The organism is Streptomyces sp. NPDC003456 (assembly GCF_042878735.1).
GTDB lineage: Bacteria > Actinomycetota > Actinomycetes > Streptomycetales > Streptomycetaceae > Streptomyces.
The window spans coordinates 334,509-350,138 of sequence record NZ_JBIAOK010000001.1 but is presented as its reverse complement, the minus strand read 5'-3'; the positions used below and the strand labels follow the sequence as shown (position 1 = coordinate 350,138).

Sequence of the window (15,630 nt, the reverse complement as noted above, 5' to 3'; positions counted from 1 at the left end):
CGGCTGGGTGGCTGCGGCTCACGGCCGTGAGCCGGGCCCCGCGCCGGGGCGATCACGCAGTGCGTACAGCAGCAGGTCGTGGATCTCGGCAGCGGCCGCCTCGATCGGTGCGGTGCTGCGCTCGGCCCGGCACATGATCACGGCACCCTCGACAGCGGCGATGACGAAGGCACCGAGCCGGCGGCTGCGCTCCTCGGTCAGGCCGTGCCGCAGGAAGAGGGCGGCGAGGGCCTCCTGCCAGCGGGCGAAGACGGCGGCGGCGGAGCGGGCGAGTTGAGGCGCGTCGTCGTTGGTCTCCACAGCCACCGCCACGATCGGGCAGCCGGCCCTGAAGCCGCTCTCCACGAGCCGGTCGCGCCAGAGCAGGAAGAAGGCGTCGATGGCCTCGACCGGATCGTCGGTCCGGGTGGCGGCGTCGATCAGGCCCGCGACGAAGTCCCCGGCCAGTGCCACTGCTTCGTCGATGAGCTGCGCCCGCCCGCCGGGGAAGTGGTGATACACCGAGCCGCGTGGGGCGCCGCTGTGGGCGAGCACCCGGTCGATGCTGGTCGCGCTCGCCCCGTACTCGCGCAGCAGAGCGGCGGCACTGAGGACCATCCGATCACGGCTGTCACTCTTGCGCGGACTCACCGGCTCACCACCTTCCCCATGACCGTGCAGCCGCCGAGGTGGGCTACCTGTCGGTAACTTATGGGATATGCCATAGAACATGCAAGGGGAAGTGCGGACCGCTTGGGGCCGGGGGAGCGGGCAGAGGCGAAACGGCGTACCGCACGGCACGCCGACGTCCGGTGGGTGCCGGCACCCGCAGCCGCGGCGGCCGCACCGCCGACATCGACTGGCTGTGTCGGTCGACTCCACGATCGTCCGGGCCCATCAGCACGCCGCACGCGCCTGAGAAGAGGACTCCGCAACTCGGCACTCGGCGCAACCGGCTCAGACGCAGCAGCCGTGGCGGCCGGCGACCGGCCTTCGACCGCGAGGTCTGCAAGAAGTTCGCCGGACGGTGACTTCGCCTCGGTAGCCTGCACAACATGATCGACTCATACGCGAGTTCCGACGATGCGGCAGTCGCGGCAGCCGCGGCGCGGGCCGGAGCGGACGTGGTGCGCAGCATGTACGGTCAGCGGCTCAGCCGCATCGACAAGGGTGCCGGGGACTTTGCCACCGCCGCCGATGTAGAGGCCGAGAAGAGGATCCTCGGCATCATCCGTGCCGCACGGCCCGATGACGCGGTGCTGGGTGAGGAAGGCGGACAGCAGGGCGCCCGCGACGCTGTGCGCCAGTGGTTGGTGGATCCCTTGTGCGGCACGTTGAACTACGCCGTCGGCAGCATGCTGGTGGCCGTCAACGTGGCGCTGCGAGACGGGGCGGCGGCAGTGGCCGACCCGTTCAGCGGCGAGGTGTTCTTCACCGACGGGGAGAAGGCCTGGGTGCGGCATGACGGGGCCGACGATGCACTGCTGACGCCCACGCCCGCCACGCGATTGGTGGACGTCAACCTGGACCCCCCGTTCCCGAGCGCGCCGGGGTTCCGGGCCGTCGATCTGCTGGGCCGCCCTGAGTTCATCGAAAGCTTTCGGCTGCGCGTGGTCTCCACGACGCTGGCGCTGGCCTGGGTGGCCGCAGGCAGGCGCGCAGCGTATGTCACCGATGGCGGCAACCTCTCCGGAAGCGTGCATTTCGCGGCCGGTATCGCTCTGTGCCGGGCTGCCGGCTGCGTTGTCACCGGCATCGACGGTGCCCCGATGGGTGATACAGCTCGTGGGCTCGTGGTCACCGCCGACCATGAGACCCACGGACAACTGATGTCGATGATGAGCAGTCGAGGCCAGTACTGAAACCAGACCGCTCCGTACCACTGCCGCCCTCCGGCCACCAATTCCCAGGCGCTGTCCTCCGCGCGCATGTCCGCGACATACGGAAAGTCGAGCAGACTGCTTGCCGTTCGGCGGCCGAACTCGCACACCCGTTCATCGCTCTGTGCGAGTTGTGGCGCGGCGGACAGGGAGCATGGTCTCGATGGGCTCGCCGGTGAAATGCTCGATGACGAGGTGATTGACCTCGGTGGGCTTCTCCAGCGGGAGGACGTGCGAGGTACCGGGCACGACGGCGAGCTCGGAGCCCGGAATCGCGCGGTACAGGGCGATCGAGTGCTCCAACGACACCAGGTCGTCGTCGCCGACCATGACTAGGGTCGGGGCACCGATGCGGGCCAACTTCTGCGGGGTCAGGGTCGGTTCGGTGCGCCATTCTTCCTGGCCGGAACAGCGCAGTCGCGTGGTGCTCGTCCTTGCCGTCGCCCAGGCCCGAGAAGACGCGGACGCCGCCGACGTCGATCAGCCACTCCAGCCGGCCGGCCGGCCGTCGCCGTGGCTCAGGAGTAGGTCATCGGGCAGCCGTAGCGCAGGGAGTACTGAGCAGCGCGCAGGTAGAGCGCCACGTAGAAGGCGGCGTCCCGGTCCTCGGCCCACGGTCCCGGCCGCACCCGGGCGGTCCGCTCCGCCTCGCCCTCCAGGAACCACAGGCTCAGTGCGAGGTTCTCGCCCGCCGGTATCGCGTCCACGGGCAGGCCGACGGCATCGGCCAGCCGCTCGGCCAGGGCGAGCACCCGCGGGGCCCCGGCGACCGTTGTCTCGTCGCCGGAGTACGCGGTGCCGACGGGGAGCACGATCTCCTCGTCCAGCGCGAACGGCACCAGCACGCTCCAGTCGAGGAGGGTCGACAGCTCCGCGTCGGTCAGCCGCGTCCTGCACAGTGCCACGAAGCCGTCCATGGATGGGCTGACCTTCTCCTCGAACCAGCCCGGCGCCTCCCGTGAGGCGTGCCGCAGCTCGTAAGGGGGCAGCCCGCGCCGCCCCAGCTCGGCGTTCAGCGTGGCGGCCACGTCTCCGTAACCGTCCTCCCCGGGCCGCGACCAGTCCTGCGCGGTGACACTCACCAGATAGACACCCATGAGCGCAACGTACCGGCCGCCACCGACAACGTCCTGGCGCCTCGGGACAGCCAGGGAGACCAAGCACGCAGACGAACTGGAATCGCGCTCGCGCTGACGCGTCCGGCCAAGGGCAGAGGCTACGTCGGCGGCAGCGAAGACCTTACGGGCCCATCCCGTTCGCTCGCCGGTGGGGCCGTGTCGTGCACATCGTGCGCCGTCGGGTGTCGGCGAGGGCGGGGGAGGGGCCGCGGCGTGGCGCGGGCCTCACCGCCAGACGCCTGCGAATTCGATCCTGCTTGCCCACTCGGGGTGATCTATCAGGGGATTCCGGTTGCCCTGGATCTCCGCGATGGCGGCATTGCGGTGCAGTTCGTACTCCGTGACCGCCTCGCTCTCGTGCCACTGCAGCAGGACCGGCAGCCGCTCCTCGGGGAACTCGCGCGCTGCGTCACCGACCTGGCCCGGATAGCGGAGGAGGAAGTACAGGGTCGCACGGGCGACTGCGCCCTTGCCCTCCTGCGGCTCGAACCCCGAGGGCTCGCGCTTTCCGCAGGCGTCCCTGACCACCTCGTCGAAGTCGGGGAAGTCGATGTACGGGAAGTTGCCGCGATAGCTGTTGCAGCCCACCTCGCACGCGAACAGATGATGCAGGTCTCCCCGCATCGGCTCCTTCTTGGCGAACCACGACTGCGGCACCACGTGCTCACAGTTGAACGGCATGGACGCTTCCAGGGCATCGAACTCCGCCTCGAACTCGACCGGTCCCGCAGTGGTCTCCATCAACAGGAGTTCCTGCACCCGCGCCAGCCGCGCTTCCGCCACCGCCGCGTCCGCTCGGACGAGTTCCTCGACGGAGAAGTCTCTGCCGGAATAGATGCTGCGCAGCCGACCGTCCTTGTGCAGATCGACCCACGGGTACACCAGTCTCATCGGCTTGTACCTGGGCTGGGGCTCGTGTGTCGCCGCGAGCAGCGTCGTCAGCCGTTGGCGCAGCGCGTCACCGTCGCCCGTGATGTCCGCGTAGTAGGCGTCGCGTGCGACGCTGTCCGCAGACCGGTCGTAGTAGGGACGTTCGCGTGCGAGCCGGTTGTGCGCCAGGGCCGCGTCGACGTCGTTCTCGACCGCTGACACGACGTCCGTTCGTGCGCTCCGGGGTGGCCGCGATGCCGCCTTCGGCGTCGGTGCGGGCTGGGGCGGCCGCGCGGGGAAAGCGGCCTGCGAGTGCCAGTGCCTGTCGATGCCGAAGGTGATCCGCAAGGGGACGGTGAGTTGAGCGGTGCCGTCGGCCGTGGGCGTGTGCCCCTGCACCTGAACCGCTGAGCCGTCCGCCACCGGGCCAGGGGGTGCGCCGTCGGCGGAGGACATCGCGGGGGCGCTCTCCGTGGCAGACGGGGCGAGCCCCATGGTGAACACCTCGTCCCGCAGCCGGGCCGCCTCGCCCGACAGGGACACCTCGTGCAGGGCCCGCAGGATCCGGCTGATCCGCACACCCTCATTGGCCCGCCAGGCCAGTTGCTGCTCGCCCATCTCCGGCCGCCACACCGTGCCGTCGATGCTCAGTGGCCGGCCCTCGGCGTCGGCCTTCGGGACTGCCGAGTGGTGCAGCGCCACGACTTCCCACTGGTCGTTGAAGACGGGAGAACCGGACGAACCCTCGCGGGTGTCGGACTCGTAGTGCAGGAACCGCTCCAGCACGTCGACGATCTGGTTCTCGCGCAGCGCGATCTGCTTGGGCTCACCCCGTGGGTGCTGGATGATGTTGACGAACTCGCCGATGACGACCTTCCCCTCGGCCTGGCTGAGGGTCAACCGGCCGAACGACGACAGGGGTTCGTCCTGAGCGCTGCGCGGCGCCACAGCGACGAGGCTGTAGTCGAGGGCGCGGTCGGTGACGAAGAACCGCAGTGGTTCCAACGGGAAGACCGCCGGAACGAGCGGGTTCCCGTCGACACCGTCCTGGAAGGCGAAGGCGACCTTGCTGCGGCTCGCCTCCTCCGTGCCGCGCAGTACGTGGTTGTTGGTGAGCAGCAGAGAGGGGGACACCATGAAACCGGTGCCGTGTCCGCCTCCCGGACCGCCGACGGTGACACGGCCGACCGAGCGGGAGACCTGGACGCCCCCCTCCAGGAATGCGACGGGAGTGAGGTTGTTGCGCCCGATCAGGCGCTCCAGCCCCAGCACTTCACTGGTGAGGGCCTCGGCAGGCAGTTGCAGGGTACTGCCCGCGCTGCTCGCCGGTTCCGTCGGTGTCTGCTCGATCGCCCGGGCCATCGCCCAGTCCGCGCCGAGCCGTGCCAGCCGCTTCTCGACACGCTCGGGAGTGTCCGCGTAGAGCGGTCCGCGCGTCTCGATGACGGACTGGTTCTGTTCCCGTCGTGTGGTTCGGTTCGCATAACGTGTCGCGGCCATCGTCAGCTGCGACAGATAGTCCGACTCTCGTTCGGAGGCCAAGTCCGCCGTGGCCATGATCCGCCTCCCGGCGTGATGTGAAGGGGGCGTCGAGCCGCAGGCCGGTACGGATCGTGGTGGTCTCGGGTGGCGGCATACCGCGCTCGATGTGGTCATCCACCCTGTCAGGGCCAGCCGTTGACGTTCCTCGCCGCGGACTCCGGCTTCGACGCCGCGAAGGGGATGGGTCTACGCGTGGTGCAGCTCCGCGGAGCGGCCGATGCGCACATGGCCTTCAGGCGGACGCAGAGCACTGACCTCCGTCCAGTCCTTGGCGAAGCTTCCCGGGGGGATGACGGTCACGTCTGCGAGGTTGTTCCCGTCGTCGATGGAGCAGACCACGCCGCGTCCTTTGGACTTGCCGTAGAACAGAATGCGGTCGCCGCTCACGGCGGTGATCTGTGTCCAGTCGGTGGCCAGGCTGCCGTTGGGCAGCACGGTGACGTCTGCGATGGTGTTGTCGTCGTCGATGGAGCAGATGACTCCGCCGCCCCTGGTCGCGCTGTAGAACAGGATTCGATCGCCGCTCAGGCCGGCGATCTCCGTCCAGTCCTTAGCGAAGCTTCCCGGGGGAATGACGGTCACGTCTGCGAGGTTGTTCCCGTCGTCGACGGAGCAGACCACGCCGCGTCCTTTGGACTTGCCGTAGAACAGGACGCGATCGCCGCTCAGCGCGGTGACCTCTGTCCAGTCGGTGGCCAGGCTGCCGTTGGGCAGCACGGTGACGTCTGCGATGGTGTTGTCGTCGTCGACGGAGCAGATGACTCCGCCGCCCCTGGTCGCGCTGTAGAACAGAAGCCGATCGCCGCTCAGACCGGTGAAGGCGGTCCAGTCCTTGGCGAAGCTGCCCGCGGGTATGACGGTGACGTCCCCGAGATGGTTGGCTTCGTCCATGGCGGCGACGACTCCGCGTCCTTTGGCAGCGCCGTAGAAGAGTATGCGATCCAACATCGTCGGCTCTCCTTTTCGAATTGTTCCGATGGTGATACCGCTCGGGCGGCGAGTTTCCTGATCTCGTGGCCCAAGAATGCTGTGCAATCTCTCTCACGACACTACTCCCACCCCGTTTGACCTGCACTTCGTGCGTATTCAACAAATTTCGACTTCGTGTCGGCATCAATTGTTGATGGCGAAATGAGCGTCCTGTCGACTTTGCTTGTCATAGGCTCGCGAAACTTCCTCCCCGGGCTTTTTCGCATAACCTGAGGAGAGGCTGCCGAATCACCACAGCCCGATTGGCATGCCCCGGGCCGGCTTCCTGTCGGCGCACGGCTGGGGGGAGGGGGCTTACACGTCAGACGGGTTCGCCGGACGGAGCGAACACATCGGACCCTGGAGGAAGACGGCCGGCGAACCCGGCGAAAGGCCGCTCGCTGACTTGCAATTGAGGTCGCCTGGCGGAGACTTGGAGATGAGGACCCTGTAGGGGTGAACTCCGGGTCGCTCTGCGGAGGGCGGAACCATGGTGCATTCCCCGGTGCGGATCATCCCCGACGAAGACGGAGATGTGGCAGGCAGGCGGAAGTCCTCCTGGCACCAACGTGCGTCGGCCTATGTCGCCGAACTCCAGGGTGATCTGGGCACGATCGAGGCCCGCGGTGAGTTGTCGAGCGAGCGACAGCGCCTCGTGAAGAAGGCCAAGGTTCAGTTGGAGGCGGCTCGGGAGGCCATCAACAGCAGAGACACACCGCTGTCCCTGCTGTCCGGCTCGGCCGTGGACCGCACCTGGGCGAACATCCACCGCGCTGAGGTGACCATTCTGAAGCTCGCCGGTGAGGCGGAACTCGCGTGGTGGGGGCGGGAGGTTCTCGCGCGGGCCCAGCAGCATCTGGGCGACGAGGATCCACTGCGCAACGAACTGGAGTTGCAACTCCGCACAAGCGGCGGGCACGACGTGGACTCTCGGTTCAAGGACCTCGCGGTGCGGGCGCTGCGCGCCGCCAACGACGCCCAGGACCTGGAGAGGGCAAGGGCACGCAGCTTCCGCAACATCCTGCTGACCTCGGTGCTTCTCACCGGTCTCATCGCCGGCCTCGTCGTCTTCTGGGGATATGCCGAGCCGACCGCGATAGCGCAGAAGCTCTGCTTCAGGCCAACACCAACTTGGTCTGCCCGATCAGCGGGACACCGGAGGGCGCCGACGTGCTCATCGTGGAGTTCTTCGGGCTGTGCGGGGCGACTCTGGCGGGAGCCGTGTCCCTGCGCCACATGCAGGGGACGGCGACGCCGTACATGGTGCCCATCTGCCTGCTGCTGTTGCGCCTGCCGGTCGGTGCCCTGGCAGCGGTCTTCGGTCTGCTGGTGATCCAGGGCGGCTTCGTGCCGGGGTTGACGGATCTGGACTCCGGCGCCCAGATCCTCGCGTGGGCCCTCGTGTTCGGCGTCGCCCAGGAAACCGTGACACGTCTTGTCGACCAGCAGGGCAAGCGGGTCCTGGGCTCCGTCAGAGGCCCATCACGGGGGCTGCGCCACGAGGACGAACCTGACGAGAGGTAGGCCCGCGACCGTCGCCCCGACCGCTCAGCCTGCCGGCGATGTGGGCCAGGTGCGCCGCCGCCGACTCCTTCAAGCGCCGGGGTGGGCAGGGCCCGGATGCTCGGTGAGAGCGGTCGACGGCGTCACCGGCCGGATGCTCCGAGAGCCTGGTCGGCCGTCACGAAGCACTGCTCTGCGGGGTTCAGTACGTCGCGGAGGTAGCTGGAGTACTGCGTTTCCGCCGTTCCGGTGAGTGCCGCCAGGAGGAAAGCGAGACACTCACATGTCGTGGTGCTCCCGCAGTGGTCCGCGCCCCTCGGCTCCACCGTCTGCGCGTGCAGGTCGCAGTCGTCGTAGGCGGAGTCGGGGACGAGCAGCCGGATCGCCTCGTCGAAGACGCCCTCACCGTAGGTCGCGACGAGCTGCTCGTCATGCCGATGCCGTACGCGCACCCGTCACGAGCAGGGTGCCGTCGGAGGTGGCCCCTTCCTCGCGCTGGCAGTCGAGGGTCACTGGCTGTGAAGGTCAGATCCAGGTTCCGGATCGCTCGCCCGGAGGGTCACCGACGGCTTGGTGACGTGGCCCGCGGAAAACCCTCCACGGCGAAGCCACAGGGCTGCGGACCCCTGCGTTCCCTCCCGCGCTTGACACTCTCCTCCTCCCGGCGCCCATAATGTGAGTGAGCGCTCACACGCTTTGGAGGGATGATGAGTGTGATCAATACCGTGGGACTCACCCGACGCTTCGGGGAGGTGACGGCTCTCGACGATCTGACCCTGGAACTGCCGGAAGCGGGCGTGATCGGTCTCGTCGGCCCGAACGGGTCGGGCAAGTCGACCCTCATCCGCATGCTGCTGGGTCTGATCACCCCCACCTCGGGGACGGCCGAGGTGCTGGGGGAGCCGATCAGCTCACCCGGCCGCTACCTGGGCCGCGTCGGCGCACTGGTGGAGAATCCCGCCTTCGTGCCCGCGCTCTCCGCCCGCGCGAACCTGCTGTCCCTGGCCCGGCTGCGGGGGCTCGACTCCTCCCGCGTGGGGGAGGTGCTCCAGGTCGTCGGTCTGACGGGCCGGGAGGACGAGCCCGTCAAGCGCTTCTCCCTGGGAATGAAGCAGCGTCTGGGAATCGCGGCGGCACTCCTGCCCGATCCCGCGCTGCTCATCCTCGACGAACCGACGAACGGCCTGGATCCCTCCGGCATCGTCGAGATCCGGAGCCTGCTGGCGGACCTGGCCCGGTCGGGCAGGACCGTCATCGTCTCCTCCCACCTCCTCGCGGAGATCGAAGCGATCTGCGACTTCCTGGTGGTGATCCGTTTCGGCCACCTCGTCTACTCGGGTTCCGTCACCGACCTCCTCGCCCGCACCCGGCAGCGCCTCGTGATCACCGCGGAACACGAGGCGGACACCGGTGCCCTGCGGGAACTGCTCACCGCGGACGGCTGGCAGGTCGAGCCCGCTGCCGATCGAGGTCTGAGCGTCGTCGCGGACGAGCCCCAGGGCGCCGCCATCAATCGAGCCGCCACCCGTGGCGGCATCACCCTCAGTTCGATGACCCCGGTACGCGGCAGCCTGGAGGAGATCTTCCTCGAGATGACCGGCACGAGCGACCGGGAGCTCACGGCGGCGCGCGCCGCGGCCGCGGATCGGAAGGCATCATGATCAACGCAATGCGCAGCGAGCTCCTGCGGATCCGCCGCAAGGGCGTCGCCTTCGGCTGGTTCGGCCTGACGATCCTCTTCACCCTCATGATCAACATGGTGATGGCCCAGGTCGTCGGCGCCTCCTCGGCGTCACCGCAGGCGGGTCCCGGCGTCTCCTTCCCGACGCTCGCCCAGTGGCAGGCTTCGGACGGGATCACCGCAGGCCTGTCCTCGGCCGCCAGCATGTACGGCGTGGTCACCCTGTCGTTCTGGGCGATCGCGACGGCCGGAGACTACAGCAGCGGCTTGATCCGGTTGACCGCGTCCGCCCAGCCCGACCGGGCCAGGCTGCTGCTGGGGAAGGTCGGCGCGCTGACCCTGTGGACAGCCGTCGCGGCGACGGTGGCCCTCGTCGTCAACCTGCTCGTCGCCCCCGTGGCCGCCCGGCAGGCCGGGGTCGACGTGTCGGCGTGGAGCGACGACGTCGTACCCACGCTGGCCGGCGCCTGGCTCAACCTGTTCTTCGCTCTGCTCGTGTGGGGAGTGATCGGACTGGTGCTGGCCCTGCTCACGAGGTCCGCAGCCATCGCGATCTCCGTCGGCGTGGGCTACGTCCTCGTCGTGGAAACCGTCATCACATCCGCGCTGGACGCCCTGGCCGACTGGATGCCGGGCGCCACCCTGAGCGCGCTCGCACAAGGAGGAACCAGCGACGTGCCCTACGGAAGCGCGCTGGTTCTCGGCACTCTCTACACCCTCCTAAGCTTGGGCGTCGCACTTGTCGTGTTCAAGAGGCGCGACATCACCGACTGACCGTCGCACATCCGACGCCCGAGAGAGGGGACGAGCCATGGCACCCCGCGGCACCGCTACGCGGACCAAACTGGTCGACACGGCCATCCGGCTCGTGGGAGAACTCGGCTACGCCAAGACGACCACGCGGGCGATCGCGCAGGCGGCGGGCGTGGCCGAGGGCACGCTGTACCGGCACTTCCCCGACAAGGCCACCTTGTTCGTCGAGGCGATCATGCGCCAGAACCAGCATGTCGTCGACTGGATCGACGGCCTGCCCGCACGGGCGGGCACGGCGACGGTCGCCGCCAACCTCACGGACTGCCTGACCCAGTTGGCCACCCTGCGCGCCGACATCCTTCCCCTGGAGCTGGCTCTCCTCACCGATCCGGAGCTCGCGCGGGTGGCCCCGCCCGCGGGCGCTTTGCCGGGCCCGCCGGGCCGGCTGACCGAGTACCTCCGGGCCGAGCAGGAACTCGGTCGCCTGCGCTCGGACATCGACCCGGCGCACGGTGCCGTGGTGCTGCTGTCCATGCTGTTCGGCATGGCGATGAGTCCCCCCCTTCCGCCGGACACGCTCGCGGCGCTGCCCACCATGGCGCAGGCGGTGGACGTCGTTCTCCACGGCCTCCTGCCGCCGGGTTCCTGATGGTGCGGCAAGCCCGGGCGGCCTACGAGCGGATGAAGGCGAGGATGTCCGGGTTGAGCACGTCGGGGTGCGTGGACAGCATGCCGTGCGGATAGCCCTCGTAGCTCTTGAGTGTGCCGTGAGCCAGGAGTTCCGCCGACTTGGGGCCGGAATCCGCGTACGGCACGACCTGGTCGTCCGTGCCGTGCAGGACGAGGACAGGAACCGTGATCTTCTTCAGATCTTCGGTGAAGTCGGTCTCCGAGAACGCCTTGATGCACTCGTAGTGTGCGTTGGTCGCCCCCATCATTCCCTGGAGCCACCACCGGTCGATCAGGCCCTGGGAGACCTGGGCCCCAGGCCGGTTGAAGCCGTAGAACGGCCCGGTGGGCAGTTCGCGGAAGAAGTCGGCACGGTTGGCTGCGAGAGCGGCACGGAATCCGTCGAACACCTCGAGCGGCGTGCCGTCGGGGTTGCTGTCCTTCTTGACCATGACCGGAGGCACTGCCGCTACGAGCACTGCCTTGGCGACCCGGCCCGGCTTGGCCTGAGCGACGTACCGGGCGACTTCCCCGCCGCCGGTCGAGTGCCCGATGTGTACGGCGTCCTGCAGGTCCAGCGCGTCGGTCAGCGCGTTGACGTCCTCGACGTAGGTGTCCATGTCGTGGCCGAACGCGGGCTGGCTCGACCGTCCGTGGCCTCTGCGGTCGTGGGCGATGACGCGGAAGCCTTCGGCGGAGAAGAAGAGCAGTTGAGCATCCCAGTCGTCAGAGCTGAGGGGCCACCCGTGATGGAAGACGGCGGGCCGGCCGTCGCGAGGTCCCCAATCCTTGTAGAAGAGGGTGGTGCCGTCAGGAGTCGTCACGGTGCTCATCTCAGACCTCGTTCGACTTGGCTGGAGGTTTCCCGAGCGCGGACATCCACGAGCGGTCGCAGGTGCCTTGTGGCTCTCGGTCGGCCGCACGGCGTCACAGCGGGCGACGCTCTGCGGTAACGCCCGGTGACCGATGAGAAGGCGATCCGGTGCCGCTCCGTGCTCAGGTCCGACTGTCACGCGCCTCTCCCATCGTAGGCACGGCGATGCATTCCGCACGTGGGGCAGGTGAGTGCGTCGTCTGTGCGTCGCTGTCGGCGCACACCTGGTCGGCTCGACTGCCGGCGCACCCACGTCGCCGTCGCCGGGCGGCGACGTGGGAGGAACCTGCCGATCAGCGTGCGCAGCCTCCCTCGCGGTCCGGGCGGACCATGGGGGCGGAGAGGCTGGGGGTGCCCCGGTAGGCGTAGGGATCGGTGCCGGCCACCAGCACGATGTCGCGGTAGTCCCACTTGCCGATGTGGACGTCGGCCGGCGGGCTCTGCCAGGGCAGGACGGACTGGGCGCTCATGTAGTGGTTGACGAGTGCTCGTCGCATCCCGTGCCGGCCCGTGTTGGGCAGGGAGCGGTGCAGCAGGTAGCCGTTGAAGAAGATGACGTCTCCCGCCTTCACTTCCAGAGGGACGGCGTCGTCGTCCTCGTAGGGGAAGCCGTAGGACTCGACCGTGCAGTCGAAGCGCTGGTCCGTGTGCTCCCGGTCGGGGTAGAGCACGCCGGTGCGGTGCGATCCCGGCAGCGCCCACAGGCAGCCGTTCTCCACGGTCGCGTCGTCCATGGCGATCCACACCCCGGTCAGGGACCGGTCGCGGGTGGGGATCCAGAACTCGTCCTGGTGCCAGGCCTGTCCTGGTCTGCCCTCGCCCTTGGTGAAGAGCATGGACTGCATGGCTTTCACGTCGGGGCCGATGAGCCCGGTGAGCGTGGCGACGATCTCGGGGTGGGAGAGGACGGAGTGCATCAGCGCGGAGAGCTTGTGCGGGAAGTGGACACACAGGAACCGGCGGGCGGCTTCGTCGTCCGAGGCGTCCGCTGCGGCCGGTTGGAGGCCGTCGACCGCGCCCAGTTCACCGCGGCCGATGCGGCCCGCCTCGTGCCGGAGTGCGTCGATCTCGGATGCTGCGAGCAGTTGGGGGACCACCAGGTATCCGTCTGCCCGGTAGGCGGCCTGCCGGTCCTGGAGGGTGTCTGCGGGTGCTGGTCGGTTCATGGAAGTGCTCCTTGATCGGATGCGGTGCCGTCGTTTCAGTGCACGAAGGCGTTGCAGGTCATGACACGGTCGTGGCCCACCGCGCGCAGCGCGCCCTGGACGCGGAGCGGCAGTCGGTGGTGGATGAGGGAGGACGACGCGCCGAGGTGCAGTTCGACGTCCCCGGGCTCGACGACGCGCGTGCCCGTGCCGTCCGTGTAGGAGAAGACGTCGGCGTGGATGTCGAAGACCACCCGTCGCGCCTGTCCGGGAGCGAGGTCGACCCGGGCGTAGCCGATGAGGCGCCGGACGGGCTGGGAGACGGTGGCGAGGGGGTCGTGCAGGTAGAGCTGCACGACTTCGGTGCCGCTGCGCGGGCCCGTGTTGCGGATCGTCACCTCGGCGCTGACGCGGCCGTCGGTGGTGATCACCTGCTCCGGGCAGCGAGGGTCCTCCCAGGCGAAGCCGGTGTAGGAAAGGCCGTGGCCGAAGGGGAAGAGCGGGGTCGGATCGAGGCTGCTGGTGTCGTTGGACAGCCCGAGCGGCGGCTGGAGATAGGTCCACGGCTGCCCTCCGGGCAGGCGCGGCACGCTGACGGGAAGGCGGCCGGAGGGGTTGATCCGCCCGGACAGGACACCGGCGATGGCGCCGGCTCCCTCTTCACCGGGGAAGAACGCCTGGACGACGGCTGCCAGCCTGTCCGCCCAGCGGCCGAGTGCGTAGGGCCGGCCGCTGGTGACCACCAGGACGACGGGCGTGCCCGTGCCGAGCGCGGCGTCGAGCAGGGCCGCCTGGTCTCCCGGAAGGGAGAGGTCGGGTGCGTCGCACCCCTCCCCGGAGGTGCCCCGGCCGAACAGGCCGGCCTTGTCGCCGACGACCACGACGCACAGGTCGCTGTCAGCGGCCAGGGCCGCGGCGGCTTCGAGAGCGCGGCTGCTCCGCGCCCGGCGTTCGCCGTCGTCGTCCGCCCCCTCGTGGCCTGTGTGCTCGGGCAGGGGGCAGCCCTGCTCCCAGCGCACGGTGCCTGCGGGGAACTCCCGGCGCACCGCTTGCAGGACCGTGGGCAGAGGAACGCCTGTGGGGACGTCCGGGTGCTGCTGGCCCACGTGCGCGGGGAAGGAGTAGCAGCCGAGGAGCGCTGCCTGGTCGTCGGCGAGGGGGCCCAGGACGGCGATGCTGCCGATGCCGGTGACGGGAAGCGTGGGCCGGCCGTCGGCGGCCGGGGGATTGGCCAGCAGGATGACGGCTTGCTCGGCGAGGCGCCTGGCCAGGTCGCGGTTGCCGGCGCTGTCGAGGTCGACGCCTCCTTCGACGGCGTCCGGGGCCGTGGGGCTGTCGAGTTCCTCGTCCCCGGCGTTCAGCAGAGCGGCGAGCCGTTCGGGCAGCGGGTCGTAGTCGCCGTCGAGCAGGCCGAGCGAGCACTTCTGCAGCAGGACGCGGGTGACGGCGCGGTCCACGAGGCTCTCCGGGACCTGGCCCTTCTCGACGGCGGTGAGCAGGGGGTGCGCGTAGCAGTGGCCGGTGGGGAGTTCGACGTCGACGCCCGCGTTCAGGGCGAGGTGGGCGGCATGCCCGAGTGAGCCGGCGACCCTGTGCAGTCGTTCGAGGAACGCGACGCCGAAGTAGTCGGCCACCACGGTGCCGTCGAACTGCCAGTCCTCGCGCAGCAGATCGGTCAGCAGCCGCGGATCGGCCGCGCTCGGCACGCCGTCGAGAGTGGTGTAGGCGTGCATGACGGAGCGGGCTCCGGCGTCCCGCACGGCCATCTCGAAGGGCGGGAGCAGGACGTCGGCCAGCTCGCGCGGGCCGAGCTGCACCGGCGCGAGGTTGCGGCCGCCCTGGGAGGCCGAGTAGCCGGCGAAGTGCTTCAGGGTGGCGATGACACCTGCTGACTGGAGGCCGCGCACATAGGCGGCTCCGACGGTGCCGACCAGGTAGGGGTCTTCGCCGATGGTCTCCTCGACGCGTCCCCAGCGCAGATCGCGGGCGACGTCCAGAACGGGTGCCAGTCCCTGGTGCACGCCGACCGAGCGCAGGTCCGTGCCGATCGCGGTGGCCGCTTCGCGGACGAGGGCGGGGTCGAAGGTGGCGCCCCAGGACAAGGGGACCGGGTAGACGGTGGCGCCGTGGGCGGTGAATCCGGCCAGGCACTCCTCGTGCGCGACGGCGGGTATGCCCAGGCGCGTGCCGCTGACCAGACGCTGCTGGGCTCGGGCCAGGGCGAGGGCGCCCAGGGCGGGATCGACCGGGCGGGTGCCGAAGGAACGGGTCAACTGGCCCAGGCCGTGGGCGGTGAGGGCTTCGATGTCCTCGTCGCCGGCCATCTCGTGCTGGTGGGGGGCCACTCCGGAGCCGTCGACCTCTGCCCCGACCCAGACGCCGTACAGCTGGGCGATCTTCTCCTCGAGTGTCATCTCGGCAAGCAGGCGGGTCACGCGGTCGGCGTCGTCGAGATCCGGGTCGCGCCAAGCGGGCAGCGTTCGCGCGTTCGCGCGCTCCTTCGCCGTCGGCCGTGGTCGCTCTGCCGTCATGCTTCCTCCGCGGATGGTTGGTGCCGACGGATGCGTCGGCTTGAGAGTGACAGCGCTGAAACTTCAATGAAACTAGAGCCGTTCGGCTCTTCATTTCAACCCATCTCGCAGCACCA

Annotated in this window: 14 protein-coding genes; 5 read left to right on the top strand and 9 right to left on the bottom strand. The window is 69.3% G+C overall.

Annotated elements, in window-relative coordinates:
• Window positions 1–18: 18 nt before the first annotated feature.
• Entirely contained in the window at window positions 19–630 is a 612-nt protein-coding gene (locus ACFYWG_RS01235) for a TetR/AcrR family transcriptional regulator (protein WP_389198480.1), read from the bottom strand.
• Between the two features lie 404 nt (window positions 631–1,034).
• Here ACFYWG_RS01235 and ACFYWG_RS01230 point away from each other — a divergent pair, with 404 nt between their 5' ends.
• Entirely contained in the window at window positions 1,035–1,841 is an 807-nt protein-coding gene (locus tag ACFYWG_RS01230) for an inositol monophosphatase family protein (RefSeq protein ID WP_389198478.1), read from the top strand.
• 132 nt (window positions 1,842–1,973) lie between these two features.
• On the opposite strand, the gene ACFYWG_RS01225 is transcribed toward ACFYWG_RS01230, so the two are convergent.
• The 4 genes from ACFYWG_RS01225 to ACFYWG_RS01210 form a co-directional block, all read right to left on the bottom strand.
• Window positions 1,974–2,189, bottom strand: a complete 216-nt coding sequence (locus tag ACFYWG_RS01225) for an alpha/beta fold hydrolase (RefSeq protein ID WP_389198476.1) — start codon at window positions 2,187–2,189, stop codon at window positions 1,974–1,976.
• A 188-nt stretch (window positions 2,190–2,377) separates the two neighbouring features.
• Complete coding sequence (locus ACFYWG_RS01220; protein WP_389198474.1) at window positions 2,378–2,956, bottom strand: hypothetical protein; 579 nt, start codon at window positions 2,954–2,956, stop codon at window positions 2,378–2,380.
• Window positions 2,957–3,202: 246 nt separating this feature from the next.
• Entirely contained in the window at window positions 3,203–5,404 is a 2,202-nt protein-coding gene (locus tag ACFYWG_RS01215) for an endonuclease (protein ID WP_389198472.1), read from the bottom strand.
• A 171-nt stretch (window positions 5,405–5,575) separates the two neighbouring features.
• Complete coding sequence (locus ACFYWG_RS01210) at window positions 5,576–6,337, bottom strand: hypothetical protein (protein WP_389198470.1); 762 nt, start codon at window positions 6,335–6,337, stop codon at window positions 5,576–5,578.
• A 1,191-nt stretch (window positions 6,338–7,528) separates the two neighbouring features.
• On the opposite strand from ACFYWG_RS01210, the gene ACFYWG_RS01205 reads away from it, so the two are divergent.
• A complete protein-coding gene (locus ACFYWG_RS01205; protein WP_389198468.1) occupies window positions 7,529–7,882 on the top strand; it encodes a hypothetical protein in 354 nt (117 codons plus the stop codon).
• A gap of 122 nt (window positions 7,883–8,004) precedes the next feature.
• On the opposite strand, the gene ACFYWG_RS01200 is transcribed toward ACFYWG_RS01205, so the two are convergent.
• Entirely contained in the window at window positions 8,005–8,313 is a 309-nt protein-coding gene (locus ACFYWG_RS01200; RefSeq protein ID WP_389198466.1) for a hypothetical protein, read from the bottom strand.
• A gap of 273 nt (window positions 8,314–8,586) precedes the next feature.
• On the opposite strand from ACFYWG_RS01200, the gene ACFYWG_RS01195 reads away from it, so the two are divergent.
• From ACFYWG_RS01195 to ACFYWG_RS01185, 3 genes are read left to right on the top strand one after another with little or no spacing between them, the layout of a single operon-like run.
• The gene (locus ACFYWG_RS01195) at window positions 8,587–9,522 is read left to right on the top strand and encodes an ABC transporter ATP-binding protein (RefSeq protein ID WP_383504239.1); all 936 of its coding nucleotides are present in this window, start codon (window positions 8,587–8,589) and stop codon (window positions 9,520–9,522) included.
• A gap of 8 nt (window positions 9,523–9,530) precedes the next feature.
• Window positions 9,531–10,316, top strand: coding sequence for a hypothetical protein (locus ACFYWG_RS01190; protein ID WP_383504237.1), 786 nt, complete (start codon window positions 9,531–9,533; stop codon window positions 10,314–10,316).
• Between the two features lie 37 nt (window positions 10,317–10,353).
• Window positions 10,354–10,944: a TetR/AcrR family transcriptional regulator gene (locus ACFYWG_RS01185; RefSeq protein WP_376330323.1), complete on the top strand. Its 591-nt coding sequence runs from the start codon at window positions 10,354–10,356 to the stop codon at window positions 10,942–10,944.
• A gap of 22 nt (window positions 10,945–10,966) precedes the next feature.
• Here the strand turns inward: ACFYWG_RS01185 and ACFYWG_RS01180 are convergent, their stop codons facing one another.
• The 3 genes from ACFYWG_RS01180 to ACFYWG_RS01170 all read right to left on the bottom strand — a co-directional run bounded on the left by ACFYWG_RS01180 (window position 10,967) and on the right by ACFYWG_RS01170 (window position 15,514).
• A complete protein-coding gene (locus ACFYWG_RS01180) occupies window positions 10,967–11,797 on the bottom strand; it encodes an alpha/beta fold hydrolase (protein ID WP_389198463.1) in 831 nt (276 codons plus the stop codon).
• 334 nt (window positions 11,798–12,131) lie between these two features.
• Window positions 12,132–13,004, bottom strand: a complete 873-nt coding sequence (locus tag ACFYWG_RS01175) for a phytanoyl-CoA dioxygenase family protein (protein WP_389198461.1) — start codon at window positions 13,002–13,004, stop codon at window positions 12,132–12,134.
• 35 nt (window positions 13,005–13,039) lie between these two features.
• Window positions 13,040–15,514 (bottom strand): glycoside hydrolase family 3 N-terminal domain-containing protein, encoded by a 2,475-nt coding sequence (locus ACFYWG_RS01170; RefSeq protein ID WP_389198459.1) that lies wholly within the window; start codon window positions 15,512–15,514, stop codon window positions 13,040–13,042.
• Window positions 15,515–15,630 lie beyond the last annotated feature (116 nt).